Source organism: Fibrisoma montanum (assembly GCF_003583365.1).
GTDB classification, from domain to species: domain Bacteria; phylum Bacteroidota; class Bacteroidia; order Cytophagales; family Spirosomataceae; genus Fibrisoma; species Fibrisoma montanum.
Window position 1 is genome coordinate 1,127,979 of sequence record NZ_QXED01000001.1, and the last position, 16,196, is coordinate 1,144,174.

17 protein-coding genes and 1 tRNA gene are annotated in these 16,196 nt (G+C 49.9%); 12 read left to right on the forward strand and 6 right to left on the reverse strand.

Annotation, left to right across the window (positions count from 1 at the left end):
* Both DYU11_RS04840 and DYU11_RS04845 read right to left on the reverse strand, forming a co-directional pair.
* Entirely contained in the window at positions 1 to 1,707 is a 1,707-nt protein-coding gene (locus tag DYU11_RS04840) for a glycoside hydrolase family 10-like protein (protein WP_119666476.1), read from the reverse strand.
* Between the two features lie 44 nt (positions 1,708 to 1,751).
* Positions 1,752 to 1,919 (reverse strand): DUF2256 domain-containing protein, encoded by a 168-nt coding sequence (locus DYU11_RS04845; protein WP_119666477.1) that lies wholly within the window; start codon positions 1,917 to 1,919, stop codon positions 1,752 to 1,754.
* Between the two features lie 68 nt (positions 1,920 to 1,987).
* On the opposite strand from DYU11_RS04845, the gene DYU11_RS04850 reads away from it, so the two are divergent.
* Both DYU11_RS04850 and DYU11_RS04855 read left to right on the forward strand, forming a co-directional pair.
* On the forward strand, positions 1,988 to 2,275 hold the full coding sequence (locus DYU11_RS04850; protein WP_119666478.1) for a TIGR03643 family protein: 288 nt from the start codon (positions 1,988 to 1,990) through the stop codon (positions 2,273 to 2,275).
* A gap of 172 nt (positions 2,276 to 2,447) precedes the next feature.
* A complete protein-coding gene (locus tag DYU11_RS04855; protein ID WP_009284933.1) occupies positions 2,448 to 2,915 on the forward strand; it encodes an Lrp/AsnC family transcriptional regulator in 468 nt (155 codons plus the stop codon).
* Between the two features lie 87 nt (positions 2,916 to 3,002).
* On the opposite strand, the gene DYU11_RS04860 is transcribed toward DYU11_RS04855, so the two are convergent.
* Positions 3,003 to 4,223 (reverse strand): tetratricopeptide repeat protein, encoded by a 1,221-nt coding sequence (locus tag DYU11_RS04860; RefSeq protein ID WP_119666479.1) that lies wholly within the window; start codon positions 4,221 to 4,223, stop codon positions 3,003 to 3,005.
* A gap of 207 nt (positions 4,224 to 4,430) precedes the next feature.
* Between DYU11_RS04860 and hpt the strand changes: the two genes are divergently transcribed.
* On the forward strand, positions 4,431 to 4,958 hold the full coding sequence (gene hpt / locus DYU11_RS04865; RefSeq protein WP_119666480.1) for a hypoxanthine phosphoribosyltransferase: 528 nt from the start codon (positions 4,431 to 4,433) through the stop codon (positions 4,956 to 4,958).
* A gap of 13 nt (positions 4,959 to 4,971) precedes the next feature.
* Here the strand turns inward: hpt and DYU11_RS04870 are convergent, their stop codons facing one another.
* Positions 4,972 to 6,198 (reverse strand): NADH-quinone oxidoreductase subunit D, encoded by a 1,227-nt coding sequence (locus DYU11_RS04870; protein ID WP_119666481.1) that lies wholly within the window; start codon positions 6,196 to 6,198, stop codon positions 4,972 to 4,974.
* A 158-nt stretch (positions 6,199 to 6,356) separates the two neighbouring features.
* Here DYU11_RS04870 and rpmG point away from each other — a divergent pair, with 158 nt between their 5' ends.
* The 9 genes from rpmG (at position 6,357) to DYU11_RS04915 (ending at position 14,370) form a co-directional block, all read left to right on the forward strand.
* A complete protein-coding gene (gene rpmG, locus DYU11_RS04875) occupies positions 6,357 to 6,539 on the forward strand; it encodes a 50S ribosomal protein L33 (protein WP_119666482.1) in 183 nt (60 codons plus the stop codon).
* A gap of 5 nt (positions 6,540 to 6,544) precedes the next feature.
* Positions 6,545 to 6,700: a DUF4295 domain-containing protein gene (locus DYU11_RS04880; protein WP_009284938.1), complete on the forward strand. Its 156-nt coding sequence runs from the start codon at positions 6,545 to 6,547 to the stop codon at positions 6,698 to 6,700.
* A gap of 172 nt (positions 6,701 to 6,872) precedes the next feature.
* Positions 6,873 to 7,829 carry a signal recognition particle-docking protein FtsY gene (gene ftsY, locus DYU11_RS04885; RefSeq protein ID WP_119666483.1) on the forward strand — a complete coding sequence of 319 codons (957 nt, stop codon included), beginning with the start codon at positions 6,873 to 6,875 and terminating at the stop codon, positions 7,827 to 7,829.
* 12 nt (positions 7,830 to 7,841) lie between these two features.
* Positions 7,842 to 8,318: a hypothetical protein gene (locus DYU11_RS04890; RefSeq protein ID WP_229365696.1), complete on the forward strand. Its 477-nt coding sequence runs from the start codon at positions 7,842 to 7,844 to the stop codon at positions 8,316 to 8,318.
* 207 nt (positions 8,319 to 8,525) lie between these two features.
* A complete protein-coding gene (gene rimO / locus DYU11_RS04895; protein WP_119666484.1) occupies positions 8,526 to 9,836 on the forward strand; it encodes a 30S ribosomal protein S12 methylthiotransferase RimO in 1,311 nt (436 codons plus the stop codon).
* 69 nt (positions 9,837 to 9,905) lie between these two features.
* On the forward strand, positions 9,906 to 11,456 hold the full coding sequence (gene bshC, locus DYU11_RS04900) for a bacillithiol biosynthesis cysteine-adding enzyme BshC (protein ID WP_119666485.1): 1,551 nt from the start codon (positions 9,906 to 9,908) through the stop codon (positions 11,454 to 11,456).
* 59 nt (positions 11,457 to 11,515) lie between these two features.
* On the forward strand, positions 11,516 to 12,073 hold the full coding sequence (locus DYU11_RS04905) for a 5-formyltetrahydrofolate cyclo-ligase (protein WP_310589463.1): 558 nt from the start codon (positions 11,516 to 11,518) through the stop codon (positions 12,071 to 12,073).
* A 119-nt stretch (positions 12,074 to 12,192) separates the two neighbouring features.
* Complete coding sequence (locus tag DYU11_RS04910; RefSeq protein ID WP_119666487.1) at positions 12,193 to 13,209, forward strand: aspartate-semialdehyde dehydrogenase; 1,017 nt, start codon at positions 12,193 to 12,195, stop codon at positions 13,207 to 13,209.
* A gap of 141 nt (positions 13,210 to 13,350) precedes the next feature.
* Positions 13,351 to 14,370, forward strand: coding sequence for a hypothetical protein (locus DYU11_RS04915; RefSeq protein WP_147367887.1), 1,020 nt, complete (start codon positions 13,351 to 13,353; stop codon positions 14,368 to 14,370).
* Between the two features lie 292 nt (positions 14,371 to 14,662).
* Here the strand turns inward: DYU11_RS04915 and DYU11_RS04920 are convergent.
* Together DYU11_RS04920 and DYU11_RS04925 are read right to left on the reverse strand one after the other, a co-directional pair.
* A tRNA-Leu gene (locus tag DYU11_RS04920) sits at positions 14,663 to 14,746 on the reverse strand.
* 81 nt (positions 14,747 to 14,827) lie between these two features.
* Positions 14,828 to 16,165, reverse strand: coding sequence for a dihydroorotase (locus DYU11_RS04925; protein WP_119666489.1), 1,338 nt, complete (start codon positions 16,163 to 16,165; stop codon positions 14,828 to 14,830).
* Between the last annotated feature and the right edge of the window lie 31 nt (positions 16,166 to 16,196).

Genomic DNA, 16,196 nt, shown 5'->3' on the forward strand with positions numbered 1-16,196 from the left:
CTACCTGACTTTGACGACGATCTGCTGACTTTCGTTGTGCAGCCGGTCAAAAGCCGTGACCGCGTAAACGTACTTCTTCGACGGGTCGGCGGTTTTATCAACGTAACGCGTTAACAACTCACCCTGACACACCGCCAGGATATGCCGCGGGTCATCGAGGTGAATCCTGGGTTTTTTCCCCTCAAAGCGGTAGATAACGTAGTAATGAGCGCCATTGCCATCGGTAGCCGGTTCGGGTTGCTGCCAGAACAACTCAATGCCATCCGACGAATCGGCCGCTTTTAAATCGCGGGGCGGCAAGGGGGGAATACTATCGATCCACGGCATGGGCGGCACCAGCGCCGGATACCGATAAAAGCCCTGCCGCAATGAATCCCGAATAAACAACGGATTAGTTTTCAGCGACTTTGCGCTAAAGTAGATGCTGCCCGCTACGGCTCGTTGCTGTCGGTTGTAGCGCAGTTGTTCCGGAAATTCTGACGCACTGTACCAGCCTGGATCGCGTTCTGAACCCCGCCCCACACGATACGCGCCGTGACCGATGTACAGATGCCGGTTGCCACAGTTTCGGGTCCACCACTCGACCAGCGTCCGGTACGGTGCCCGACCAAACTGCGTACTAAAATAGACCTGCGGGGCAATGTAATCCACCCAGCCCTCGCGGGCCCACTTTCGGGTGTCGGCATACAGTTCATAATACGCCTGCCCACCGTTGGTAGCTGATCCTTCGGGATCGCTGCTCTGATTTTTCCAGATGCCAAACGGACTGATGCCAAATTTTACGTACGGCTTATTGGCCCGAATGGAGTCGCGAAGTTCCAGAACAAGCCGATTGACGTTGTCGCGTCGCCAATCGGCTTTTTTCATACCGTTGTAGTTAGCCTGGTATGTGCTATCATCCCGCAGCACCTGGCCGGCAATTGCATACGGGTAGAAATAATCGTCGAAATGAATGCCGTCAACATCGTAGTTCCGTACTACGTTTGCTACCACACTGGCGATATAGCTCCGCACTTCGGGCAAACCTAGGTTAAAAAGCTTACGTCCGCCGTATTCCAGAAACCAGCCTGGTTTGCGGAACACAATATTGCTTGGTGCCACGCTGGCGGTTTTACTAAACGTAGCCCGGTCGAGATTGAACCAGGCATGAAACTCCATGTTCCGGCTGTGAGCCTGTTCGATCATGAAGTCAAGCGGATCGTAGAAAGGCTCCGGGGCTAATCCCTGTTGCCCCATCAGCCACTCCGACCAGGGTTCCGAACTTTTAGCGTAAAACGCATCGGCGGCTGCCCGAATCTGCACTACTACCGCATTTAATCCCATTTGTTGCTGCTGATCAAAGAGCGCCACAATTTCCTGCTGCTGATCGGCCGGCAACAGCCCCTTTTTGCTGGGCCAGTCAATATTGTCTACGGTTGCAATCCAGACCGCCCGGAATTCACGTTTTGGCGGCAGCGGCACCAACGCCGTCAGTTCTTCGGTTTCGACGGTGTCGACCGGCGTCGTAGCAACAACTGGCGGCCGCGTCGGTACGGGTTTGGCCGCAACTGCAGTAGTAGAGGCCGGTTTGGCTGGATCAGGCTTAACAGCGGTGGCTTTAGGACGGCTTACGGGAGGTTTCTTTGTAACAACCGGTTTGGGACGGCGGCAGCCATTCCAGAAAAACACGGCTAAAAGCAACGCAAGACAGACAACAGAACGGTACATGCAGTAATAGAATTAGTCTCAAAAATAACGACAGTTGACCACAACTATGCGGACTGGCTCGTTGATTTTTGGTGTTTGGCCGTATTCCGGCAACGGTCGCTGCAATAGATTACGTTATCCCAATCGCGCTCCCACTTTTTTCGCCACACAAACGGACGCCCGCAGACCGGACAGATTTTGGTCGGTAGCTCATATTTCTTCCGCATTTTCATGCTGAGGGTAACCGGGTGTTCGTTATCAAAGTTCGAACCATGACCTGTCCCATCGGGTTACCACTAGCATGAAAAGTACCCGCAACGAGTTAAGCCCTGCTGATATTGACCGAATTATTGAAATGGCCTGGGAAGACCGAACCCCATTCGACGCCATCGAAGCCCAGTTCGGCCTGGCTGAAGCAGAGGTGATCACCATAATGCGCCAAGAGTTGAAACCTGCTTCGTGGCGGTTATGGCGCGCCCGCGTGCAGGGCCGGTCCGCCAAGCACCGAGCGTTGTCAGCCGTTGATGATCATCGTTTTAAGTCATCCCGTCAACGTAACATTTCGCTTAACAAGGTAACTAAACGTTAATATCAGCATTTGGCCAACAACCTATTCGGCTTAATTTTGTGCCGTTAAAAAACGGAATAGGCACGAATTATTTTGTTTTTAGCAGAAAACCAATATCTTTTTAGATTATTTTTCGCTCAAAAGATAGTAGCTTTGTGCCATTCTGCAACATTATTTCAACATTACTTCGTTTATGAGCCACAAGTTAGATCAAATAGATCGCAAGGTTTTAGAGATTCTGCAGTCCAATGCCAAGATAACCAACGCCCAGCTTTCTAAAGAAATAGGCCTTTCGCCAGCCCCTACCCTGGAACGTGTAAAAAAGCTCGAAACTTCGGGCATAATTCAAAGCTACCACGCCCAGCTTAACCGCGAAAAGGTTGGCTTAGGCGTAACAACGTTCGTGATGGTTACGCTGGTTGGTCATAAGAAAGACACCACCATGGCGTTTGTGGAGAAAGCAAACACCATTCCTGAAATCATTGAGTGTCATCACATTACAGGATCAGGAGACTTCCTGCTGAAAGTAATTTCTAAAGACATCTCATCGTATCAGGCCCTGATGCTTGATGTAATCAATGAGATTGGTGAGGTAGCCAGTACGCAAACGATGGTCATCATGTCGACCTTTAAGGAAAGTAAAGTGTTGCCGATTCCTTGATCAGGAAAAAAGGATGAGGGGGCGAAAGGAGCAGAAGAAGCTACAAACTTCTCTCTCCTTTCGCCCCCTCATCCTTTTTTCCTGATGTTACTCTCTTCGTTTCCTACGCTCCTCGCGCCGTGATTTTTTAGACTCGTCCAGCGCCTTTTTAGCTTCTTTGAACTGGCTCGATTTTCGATCTGCCTTATCCATTACTTCTTTAAAGTATGTACGGGCAAGATCAAAGTTCTTTTCTTCCGTGGCAATCTTGCCCAAATTCAGTACCGACGATAAATAATAGCCCGCATCGGTCGAGTTAGTCTGCTTAGCGTACTCGATCGCTTTCTGATAGTTTTCCCGGGCTACCGGCAAGTTCTTATAGTACAAATGGTTAATATAAGCCAGGATATACGCGGCAGTACGTCCGCTAACGGCCTCGTAACCAGCCTGTCCCCGTTCAATCTTTGTCAGAATATCTTTCGAAGCGGACTCGGCTTCGGCCAATCGACCACGAACGAAAGCCGAACGGGCAAAATACCGCTCAAAGAACGGGTTATCCGGAAACTGCTCGGTCATGTACTTTGCCATATCGTAGGCTTTATCGTACTGATTTTCCATGCTGTAGATCTGCAGCAGGAAATACCGGGCTTCAATCCGGGTATAAAACGCCGAATTAGCGGTCGTTTCAAGTTGTTTGATGCCCTGCGTCTTGTTCCCCTTTGGGAAGAACATGAGAATCGGCTTTAACAACGGATAATTCTCGGGAATCCACTGGGAATAGTAATTATACATCCCATCACCGAACAGAAGCTCCGGACTGAATTCGCTGTTGTTTTTGCACTTATCGAAATACTTGAGGGCATTTTTGCCGGCAACGGTTGCTTTGGCCCACTTTTTCCGTTCGGAATACAAGCGTCCCTTAAACGCATAGGCAGCCGCCAGGAAAAATGATGGTTCCAGCTTATTTTCGCTTACATCGTACAGGCGTTCAGCCAGCGTGATCGTCGTATCCATATACGCCAGGCAGCGATCATCGTAGTCCGTTACGTCCGTATTAGGCACGATCTTCCACCACTCAGCCAGCCCCATCAGGAAGTACGGCATTGGGTGACTTGGGTACCGCACCCGAAGCCACCGAAACTCCTTGTCGGCTTCGTAGAACTTATAGTTGTACATCTGATTGATAGCCTCAGCAGCTTCAATCTGTACACCGGGGTGTTTTAGCAACCCACCGTATTTTTTATCAAACGCCGACGGGTCATACAACGCCTGTGCCTGCGCCCAAAAGGCCAGTCCCATTAGCCAAACCGTCAACACTAGTTTTTTCATCGATTGTTTACAGCCTTTTCTGTCTGTTTGCTTAACAACAAATTGCGCTAAAAAATTTATATCAACGGGCCAGGGGCTGCTACCGCCCGGCTATCGTTATCTATAGAACGTAATCAGCGAAAAGTCCGTTTGCTCCCGCTTATTTTTCGGTTATCTTTTGCCTACTGACCCGCCCGCCGTATCTTTGATCACTCCCTAGGGCAAAAAATGTTAACGATAAACGATAAGACGTTCGTACCATTCATTACCGCCAGTGCCATCCAGGCACGCGTTCTCGAACTAGCCGAACAGATTAACCAGGATTACGCCACCAGACAGCCATTGATTGTAGTCGTCTTGAACGGAGCCTTCATTTTTGCGGCTGATTTGCTGAAGAATTTAACGATTCCCTGTGAGATCACGTTCATTCGCGTAGCATCCTACCACCAGACTACATCAACCGGGCAGCTCCGTCAGATTCTGGGTCTGTCGCAATCGGTGACCAATCGCGACCTGATCATTGTTGAAGATATCGTTGATACGGGGTTTACCATCAGCGAGATTCGCGATCAACTCAACGGCGACAATCCGGCTTCAATAGCCATCGCTACGTTGCTCTTTAAACCGGCAGCCCTTCAAAAGCCGCTCCACCTTAACTACGTTGGTTTTGAGATTGAAAACCGTTTTGTTCTGGGCTACGGCCTTGACTACGACGGTTTAGGCCGCAATACGAAAGACATTCTGGTACTGGCCTGATCATTCCGTCGGCCTACCGATCCACTTCTCCCATCACGACGTCGATCGAACCGATGATAGCCACCAGATCGGCCAGCATAGCGCCCCGGCTGATTTCGCTGATGACGGACAGGTTGTGGTAGCTGCACGACCGACATTTGGCCCGAACCGGTACGTCGGACTTACCGTCGGTCCGAAAGAAGAAGCCAAGCTCCCCTTTTGCACTTTCGGCCCGTGCGTAGAAGTCCATCGCTTTGGGACGAATTTTCTTGGGCACAAGCGCCTGCGGATCGTAGTCGCGGGTACGTTTGTGCGTGCCAGTCAGTTGATCGAGGCATTGTTCAATAATGCGTAACGACTCCCGACACTCCAGCACCCGTACGTTGTTGCGGTCCCAGCAGTCGCCCACCGTACCGACCTGCCCGGTTCCAATCGGTATGTCGAACTCCAGCTCGGGATAAACCGAATAGCCATCGACCCGGCGCAGGTCGTACCGCAGCCCTGAGCCACGCAGAACTGGCCCAGTACAGCCGTAGTTTATTGCTACCGGCAGGGGCAATACGCCAACATTTGCCGTTCGTTTTACAAAAATCTCGTTGTCGATAACGAGTTGCTGAAGTTCATTCAACTTCGGGATGAGGTACTTCGTGAATTCGCGGCAGCGTTCTTCAAAGCCAACCGGCAGATCGTAGAATAGGCCACCAATCCACATATAATTATAAAGCATCCGGGCGCCACTTACCCACTCCAGCAACCGTTGAATGTGTTCGCGGTCGCGCATGAGCCACAGAAACGGGGTATAAGCGCCGATGTCCAGCGCATACGTACCGATAGCGACAAAATGAGCGGCAATGCGGTTAAGCTCGGCCACCAGTACCCGAATGTACTCGGTCCGTTTCGGGAGATCGCCCTGAATCCCCAACATTCGTTCGACACCCATCACCCAGGCGTGTTCACTGGTCATGGCCGAGAGGTAGTCGAGTCGATCAACAAAGGGTATAGTTTGGTTAAACGGCAGCGATTGCGCGTGTTTTTCGAAGCACCGGTGCAGGTAGCCCAGGTGAGGTACTACGTCAACAATAATCTCACCGTCGGTCACAACTTCGAACCGGAGTACGCCATGCGTTGAGGGGTGCTGTGGCCCCATGTTCAGGATCATCTGCCCTTCGTCGAGCAACTCAGGCTGATGGATGTTCGGCTCCGACGCCCGAAAGTGGCCCGGTGCATATTCGTATTCTATGGTTTGTGTTGAGGCTGTCATGTGCAATACAAAGGTCGAAAGCGAATGCCGTTACGCCAAAAACTTCCTGATTGTGGAACCTTAACCGGCTACAAATCATTACATTTTACAGAAAGATTTTGTCCGATTAAATCGGTTTTCGTACTTTTGCGATCCTATCGGGAAAACGACGTACAGAAATGGCAAAGAAAGGTAATAGAGTACAGGTAATTCTGGAGTGCACTGAGCAGAAAGAGAGCGGTGTACCTGGTATGTCGCGGTACATCACTACGAAGAACCGCAAGAACACGCCGAGCCGCATCGAGCGTAAGAAATACAATCCGTTCCTGAAACGTGTAACTGTTCATAAAGAAATTAAGTAAGCGTCATGGCAAAAAAGGTAGTTGCAACCCTGAAAACGAAGGATAACGGTAAGGCTTTTGCTAAAGTTATTAAGGCCGTTAAGTCGCCGAAGACCGGCGCTTACACCTTCAAAGAAGAAATGGTTCCGGTTGACGAAGTACAGGCTGCGCTGAAAGGATAATCCTGTCGCTCAGTGTTCCGTCAGCTTCCCGTACGTACACAAGACATTCAAAGTCCCCACAAGGGACTTTTTTTGTTGTAGTTTTGTTTGCAAGCAGTCCGTACGTCGTGCTACCGGAAAAGAGACTGCCTGAACAGCAGCGGGCCGACCTACGAACTAATTAACTACAGCTATGGCATTATTTGGCTTCTTTTCCAAGGAGAAAAAAGAATCGCTTGACAAAGGGCTGGAAAAAACAAAAGACAGTTTTTTCTCGAAGCTGGGCCGGGCGGTCGTTGGTAAATCAAAAGTCGACGAAGAGGTTCTCGATGAACTCGAAGGCGTTCTGATCTCATCGGATGTAGGCGTTGAAACGACCGTCAAGATCATCCAGCGCATTGAGGAACGGGTAGCCCGCGACAGATACCTTGGTACAGACGAACTCGACCGGATTCTCCGCGAGGAGATTGCGGCTCTGCTCTCCGACAATAAAACCGTTGACGTAAGCGACGACTTTACCCTTCCGGCCGGCAAGAAACCGTACGTTATTATGGTGGTAGGGGTCAATGGTGTTGGCAAAACAACAACAATCGGCAAGCTCGCAGCCCAATTCCACAAGCGGGGTAAGCAGGTGGTACTGGGAGCCGGCGATACGTTCCGGGCGGCTGCCGTCGATCAGCTTAAGTTATGGGGCAACCGCGTGGGCGTGCCCGTCATTGAGCACGGCATGAACACCGACCCCTCGGCCGTTGCGTTTGATGCCGTCAAGAAAGCAGTCGATATGGGAGCGGATGTGGTAATTATCGACACCGCCGGCCGACTGCACACAAAGGTGAATCTGATGAACGAACTGACCAAGATCAAGCGAGTGATGCAGAAGGTGATTCCGGACGCACCTCACGAAGTGCTGCTTGTTCTTGATGGTTCAACCGGTCAGAACGCATTTATCCAGGCAACTGAGTTTACCAAAGCCACCGAAGTATCGGCGCTGGCCATTACCAAGCTCGATGGAACGGCGAAAGGGGGCGTGGTGATTGGCATTTCGGATCAATTCAGGATTCCGGTCAAGTACATTGGCGTCGGGGAGAAAATCGACGATCTGCAAACGTTCAACAAGATGGAGTTTGTGGATTCGTTCTTTAAGAAATAAGCCTTATTGTTTATGCTACGTCTATGGCTGTGCCTGTTACTCATACTGACACTTAGGTCTTCTTTTGGACAAAAGCCGGCTTCTAAGAAGTCCCGAACTATGGCCCAAGTCAAGCAGGGCATCTGCGGTACTGTTATTGAGAAGCGGGGTAATTTCATGCCCAGCCCTGGCCAGCAGACACCAAACGGCCAGCCGGTAGTCCGGGAGGTGGTTATTTATCCGGTATTGAATAACACAAAAGTTAAGTCTACACCCGAGGGCTTTGTCGAATCCACCAATGGAGTGAAGCCAGTAAAGACAGTAAAGTCTAACAAGCAGGGCCGGTTTTGCGTCAGTCTGCCTGCCGGTCAATACTCAGTTCTGATACGTGAACCCAAGGGGCTATATGCCAATATTTACGACGGCCAGAACAATATTAATCCAATAACGGTGGAGAAAAACCGCTTGTCCCAAACTTCTCTGGAGATTACGCATCAGGCTGCATTTTAGCAGTTGATGACAGCTATGATAATTTTTGGTTTCGTATCCATGCCTTTTGCCTGGCTGATTGTCCGGCGATTGCATTGCTCCGACAAACTGAAGGAGTGATTTTGTGTGGCATTAAATTACCGGTTCGATACAAATCCCTGCCTATTCGTACCGAACTTTGCGGCCCAAACTGCCGTTGACTAATCACGGCATTGTACAATTACAGTTTTGAAAACGAAAGGCTTACGTACCAACAAAATTAATATCGTCACACTAGGTTGCTCAAAGAATCTGGTTGATTCGGAGGTGCTGTTTACGCAGCTCAAGGGCAATGGCTATAATGTGACGCACGAATCGAAGAAAGACGACGCTAACATTGTCGTCATCAATACCTGCGGCTTTATTGACAACGCAAAGGAAGAATCCGTCAATACGATCCTGCGCTACGTCGACGCCAAAGAAGCGGGCGTGGTAGATAAGGTGTATGTAACGGGCTGCCTGTCGCATCGCTACAAGGATGAACTGGAAGTCGAAATTCCGACGGTAGATGCCTGGTTCGGCACGAATGAACTGCCCCGGCTGCTCAAGACCCTTAAAGCTGACTATAAGCATGAACTCGTTGGTGAACGGTTGCTGACAACTCCGGCTCATTTCGCCTACCTGAAAATTGCCGAAGGCTGCGACCGGCCCTGCTCATTTTGTGCAATTCCGTTAATGCGGGGTAACCACGTATCCCGACCCATCGACGAGCTGGTGACTGAAGCCAGGTCGCTGGCCCGGCGCGGTACTAAAGAGTTAATTTTGATTGCCCAGGATCTGACTTACTACGGTCTGGATCTGTACAAAAAACGGAACCTCAGCGAATTGATGGCCCGGCTTAGCGATGTAGAGGGCATCGATTGGATACGGCTGCAATACGCCTACCCATCGGGTTTCCCATTGGACGTACTGGATGTAATGCAGGAGCGGCCAAACATCTGCAAGTACCTCGACATGCCGTTGCAGACCGGATCGACCGAACTGCTCAAAATCATGCGCCGGGGCATCACGCGGGAGAAAACGGAAGCTTTGCTGGAAACCATTCGGGCTAAGGTGCCGGACATAACGCTCCGTACGACGCTGATCGTGGGACACCCCGGTGAAACCGATGCCATGTTTGAGGAAACGTACGATTTTGTTGAACGTATGCAGTTCGATCGTTTGGGCGTATTTACGTACTCGCACGAAGAAAACACGCATTCGTTCACCTTACCCGACAACATTCCGGCGGATGTTAAACAAGAACGGGCCGATGCACTCATGGACCTTCAGCAAGGTATCTCGTACGAGCTGAACCAGAAGAAAGTCGGGCGGATTTATAAGACACTCTTTGACCGCAAAGAAGGCGGCTACTTCATCGGGCGGACCGAAGCCGATTCGCCCGAAGTTGATAACGAAGTACTGGTCCCAGCCACGCAATACGTCCGGGTTGGTGATTTTGCTCAGGTTCGCATTACAGAGGCCCACGAATTTGATTTATACGGCGAAGTTGTAGCCTGATTGGTATTGCCCGCGGGGTACGAACCTTGCGGGTTTTTCAGTTGTTTTGCCGAGTAAACCCCACTCCGTATGGATTGTCAGTACGTACCGCTGTCAAAAATTGGTCAATTTTCTTCCCTTTTCCTTGATTACATCACCCGAAAAGACAGCTTACAGCCGTTCTACAGCCGTTTTCCTGATCTGGCTTCATTTGAGCAACAAATAAAAAATCGCTCATTTGATCAGCAACGGCGTCAGGTACTGGTAGATAGCCTTGAGCGTCAATACCAGCATATTGACAATAAGCCTGACTTTTCGCGCTTACTACAGCCTAATACGTTCGTCGTTACGACGGGGCACCAGCTGAATATCTTTACAGGACCGGTGTTTGTCATCTACAAACTCGTAACCACGATTAATCTGGCAAAACGGTTGAAGGAAGCCTATCCTGACTATGATTTTGTACCGATTTACTGGATGGCGAGTGAGGATCACGATTTTGCGGAGATCAACCACTTTACGCTATTTGGTAAGCATTATGCCTGGCAAACGGAGCAGAGAGGAGCGGTTGGACGAATGAACCCCGCCGAATTGAAAGCGTTGTTCAGACAGATTCCGGAAAAGCTGACACTCTTTGAAAACGCTTATTTGCAGCACACGACACTGGCCGATGCTGTTCGCTACTACGTTCACGAGCTTTTTGGTAAAGAGGGTTTACTTAGCCTCGATGCCGACGACGCCAGTTTGAAGCGGATTTTTGCGCCAATCATGCGCGACGAACTCTTTAATCATAAATCCAGTGAACTGGTACAGCAGCAGACGCAGCGCCTGACCGACCTAGGCTACAAAACGGTAATTACTCCTCGCGATATCAATCTGTTTTTTTTGAACGACCAGCTTCGGGAGCGCCTTGAACGACTGGACGACGGACGATTCCGGGTGGTTCATACCAAGCAGTACTTTACAGAAGACGATCTGGTGAAGCTTCTTGACGAACACCCTGAGCAGTTCAGCCCAAACGTAGTCTTACGGCCGCTGTATCAGGAAACCATCCTGCCAAACCTTGCCTATATCGGTGGCCCCTCCGAAATTCCGTACTGGCTTCAGCTAAAAGGCGTATTTGATCACTACCAGACGCCTTTTCCAATCCTGATGCCGCGAAATTTTGCCATGTACGTTCCGGCGGTAAGTGCCAAGCGAATCCATAAACTCGGCCTGATGCCCGAGGACCTGTTCGCCGATGAAGTTTCGCTGAAACGCCAGTTCATTGAACAACATACAGCCCATGCTCTCCGGTTTGACAAGGAAAACGTGCAGGTGAATAAGGCACTGGATGGTATTCTGCACAAAGCAACTGTGGTTGACCCAACGCTCGAACGGGCTGTACTGGCTGAAACCAAGCGGTTCGCCAACGCAGTAGCCCGGCTGGAAAAGAAACTGCGACGAGCCGAGGAACGCAATCAGGAAACTGGCATCCGGCAGTTGCTGGCCGTAAAACATGAATTGTTTCCCAACGGGGGTATGCAGGAGCGGACCGAAAACTTCCTGACCTTCCAGTTAAACGACAAAGCCTTTCTGCAAAAGCTGCTTACCGTATTCGATCCGTTCGACTTCCGTATGCAGCTTTGTCTGGAATCATGACCAAGACGGAGCTACGAAAACGATTTCTGGCCAGGCGCAGAGCGCTGTCGGCCGAAGACGTGACCAAACGTAGTGAACAGATTGCCAACGGTTTTTTTGATTACTTTTTCAACAGCGGTCGAGTCGACCAATACGTTGGCCTGGCGCTCGCCAACGCAACGAATTGTGTTTACCTGCACACATTTCTCCCAATTCAGCGGCAAAATGAGGTTAATACCTGGCTGATTGTTCATCGTGCATGGCAGGCTTTTCCTCAGGTTCGGGTAGTAGCGTCCGTGACCGATATAACTACGAACCGGCTGACCCATTGCCTGCTTACGCCCCAGACTGAACTACGCGAAAATCGTTGGGGCATTCCGGAGCCGATTTCAGTGGGCCAACCGATCAATCCTGAAGATTTAGACATGGTCCTGGTGCCTTTACTCACATTTGATCAGAGAGGTCACCGAGTTGGCTATGGCAAAGGTTACTACGATCGATTCCTGAGCGAGTGTCGTCCTGATTGTCTTAAAATTGGCCTGTCGTTGTTTGAGCCGGTAAAATTGATTTCCGATACTGAGCCAAGCGATGTGGCTTTAAATTTCTGTATTGACCCTGAACAGGTTCACGCATTTTGACCTTCGACCTGCTATTGTCCAATTTTCGACGATTCACTTTAGTAAAGCAAAACTTTCGCCGTACCTTTGCGTCAGGCCGCCGGATGCGGTCAATTTCACAATAAATTGGCATAAATAATATGAAAATCGCAGTCGTAGGGGCTACCGGCCTGGTCGGTGGCGAAATCCTGAAAGTGTTGGAAGAACGCAACTTCCCCGTGACCGAACTCATTCCCGTTGCTTCCGAACGTTCGGTCGGTAAACAGGTTGAGTTCAAGGGTAAACAGTTCACGGTTGTCAGCTTTGAGGATGCCATCGCAGCTAAACCTGCCATTGCGATCTTTTCGGCAGGTGGCAGCACATCGCTGGCGCTGGCACCGAAGTTTGCCGAAGCAGGCATTACAGTCATCGATAATTCGTCGGCCTGGCGCATGGACCCGACCAAAAAGCTCGTTGTGCCCGAAATCAACGCCAATACATTAACGGCAGAGGATAAAATAATTGCGAACCCCAACTGCTCAACGATCCAGATGGTAGTGGCGCTAAAGCCGCTGCACGACCACTATAAAGCGAAGCGGATCGTTGTCTCGACGTACCAGTCCGTGACGGGGACCGGTAAGGCGGCTGTAGATCAGTTGTTTGCTGAACGTGAAGGCAAGCAGGAAACCGAAAAGGTGTACCCCCACCCAATCGACCTGAACGTACTGCCGCACATCGACGTCTTCCTCGACAATGGCTACACCAAGGAAGAAATGAAGATGGTCAACGAGACCAAAAAGATCATGGGTGATGATTCGATCCGCGTTACAGCCACGACTGTCCGGATTCCAACGATTGGTGGTCACTCGGAAGCTGTGAATGTTGAGTTCGAAAACGAATTTGAACTGACCGACGTAGTCGAGTTGCTGACAAATGCAGAAGGGGTTATTGTTCAGGACGATCCACAAAACAAAGTCTATCCAATGCCGCTAACGGCTCACGGCAAAGACGAGGTGTTTGTTGGCCGTATCCGGCGCGACGAAACACAGCCCAAGACGTTGAATTTTTGGTGCGTAGCTGACAATCTCCGCAAAGGAGCTGCAACCAACGCTGTGCAGATCGCCGAGTATCTGGTGAAGCATGAGTTGGTTGAGGTTATAGAACGCTCAGCGGTGTAATGAGTTAGCCACAGAATTAATTTATAGAACGTCCGTTCCGTGGAACGGACGTTTTTTGTTTGTTTAAATTATAACCAGGTAATCAATTCGAATAAGAAAGTATATTTTATCCTGACACATTGTTTTACTCAACCAGACAACATGAGAGTTTTTCTCTTCTTGTTTAGCTTCAGCCTGCTTGTGGCTTGTCAGCCCGATAGTGAACCAACATTTAGTCTTGATTCCCTTCCTACTCCAGCCTCCAGCACGATCCTGACACCCGGCACCGAAATGCTGGATGCCAACGCTCCCACCTCAAGCACGCTGATCAAGACGATGGTGGTTCAGTCAACGTATAAGGACACAAAAACCGAAGGGTATCGCTACGAATATCAATATAGCTACGATGCAGGCAATCGGCTGGTTAAGTTAGAATTTAACGGGTACCTTCATAAAGATGTCACATCGTCAACGCCTTCTTATGCCAACCTGCAACGTCGGATAGCGACCCTGGATTACAACGGTTCTGGCGAGTTATCGGCGCTGCACATGGTTGATTATGGCCGAACTGGAAACGTACAACTATCGCTGACGTTTCCAGTTCGCAAGGAAAACGGTGATCTGGTTGTCTATGGACTGCCCCAATGGTATCCTAATCCGTTTGCCGACCAGCCTATTCTTCGAATTACCCCTGCCGGACAGCTTACGCAACTACCTACCCCTTGGAATGCATATCCAAACGTTCAGTTTGCGCTCAACACGTTCAATTACGACGTAGAAGGTAATTTGAAAGCCGTTACGTTCTCCTACGTAGAGCCATCCTACATTAACGCAAAACAGGAGAAAAAACAGGCTTCCCTGTTGCAACAGATCACACATACTCAGCAAGTACGCAATCCATTTGGCACTAATCCGGCGTATGCAGCCGCTCATTTTCTAATTCGGGGCGGATTTGAATTCACAGTGATTAGCTGGCTGGACATAGGGAAGAAACTGCCCCTCAACAGCACGCTAACGTTTTATAGTCGTGAGGAAAGCGGTCCAGGTTATGTGAAAGGCAGTAATGTACAGTCTAGTTATGACTACATTTTTAACGGCAACAACCTGCCTATTCGCCTTAGACGAGTTCAACGGTCAACTGGCTCCACCGACTACATTGACAATTTTACCTTTACGTATTAAGTCAACAAAAGCCGTAGCATAACAGCCCGGGGATGCCGTGATGAGTTTGCTACCTGAGAAACTACTGGTAAATTCAGAAGACCCCTTATACTACACTCGTACCCAACGGTTTGCAATCACTTTGCATAGCCACTGATTCAGCGATACATTCATTGTCGGGTTTGCCCCTTCTAGTTACAGGTTATAATGGATACGGAATGGCCGGGTATAATGCGTAAGGCCTTTTTTGGTATCAGCTTCATAAAACTAAAGGCCGTAACCAGGTTTTAAACTGATTACGGCCAATTAGTTGTGCCGAAGGCGAGACTCGAACTCGCATGCCCGTGAAGGCACACGCCCCTGAAACGTGCGTGTCTACCAATTTCACCACTTCGGCAGCTCGTTTCCCCTTTGTTTGGGACTGCAAAGATATACGTTGGAGCGCTCTTTTTGCAAGAGAATTCGAAAATTTTTCTGCTTACCGGTCAAAAGAAATCCGTTCGCCGGCTCGGTCCGTCAAGAACTCCCCATTTTCATACACCAGTTCACCCGATACAATGGTGTGGGTAATCCGAGAGCCGAACGTATACCCCTCCATCGGTGACCAACCACATTGATACAGGATATTTTGTTTTGAAACCGGCGTTTGTTGATCTGTGTCAACTATAACTAAATCGGCCCAATACCCTTCGCGTACGTAACCACGGCGATCGATCTGAAAGCAGTCGGCGGGTGCGTGACTCATCTTTCTGACAACCGTTTCGAGCGAAATTTTGTCCTGCTTAACGAACTCCAGCATCATTAACAATGGGTGCTGCACCAGTGGCAGTCCCGATGGTGCCTGCCAGTACGATTGTTGTTTCTCAGTCCGTGTATGGGGTGCATGGTCTGTCGCAATGATGTCCAGCCGGTCATCGAGCAGAGCAGCCAGCAGTTGTTCTTTGTGATGGGGACCTTTGATAGCTGGGTTGCATTTGATCTGATTGCCCAGCCGGTCGTAGTCCCGACTGTCGAACCAGAGGTGATGGACACAGACTTCAGAAGTGATCCGTTTTTCACGAAGAGGCATATCATTCTGAAATAGGGACAACTCATCAGCCGTAGATATATGCAGAATATGGAGCCGCGTGTTGTGCCTCCTGGCGAGTTCAACAGCCAGCGAAGACGATTTCAGGCAGGCTTCCTCCGAGCGAATCAAGGGATGCAAAGCCGCCGTTGCTGACTCGCCGTATTCCTGCCGGTACCGCTCCGTATTGGCCCGGATAGTCGCTTCGTCCTCGCAGTGGGTGGCAATGAGCATTGGGCTCTGCCGAAACAGGTCGTCCAGTATCCGTTCGTTATCAACCAGCATATTACCAGTTGACGAGCCCATGAATACTTTAATGCCACAAACCGTCTTGGGGTCTGTTCGCAACACCTCGTCAAGGTTCTGGTTAGAGGCCCCCATAAAGAACGAATAATTTGCCAGCGACGTATGGGCAGCAATTTCATATTTGTCGGCCAGCAGCGTTTGCGTCAGCGCATTGGGCACCGTATTGGGCATTTCCATGAACGTAGTAACCCCGCCGGCAACGCCCGCTCTCGATTCAGACCGGATAGTTGCCTTGTGGGTTAGGCCGGGCTCACGGAAATGAACCTGATCGTCGATAACACCAGGAAGTAGAAAAGCGCCTTTAGCATCGATAGCCCGATCAACTCGTTGGTCAGACAAATTACCACCGATGCGCTCAATGAAGCCGTCTTTTACAAGAAGATCCGTTTCAGTGATTGCTCCTTCATTAACCAATCGGGCATTGCGAATTAATAAACTGCTCATAAGCTAAAATCAGCTGATTTGTGCCTACTGT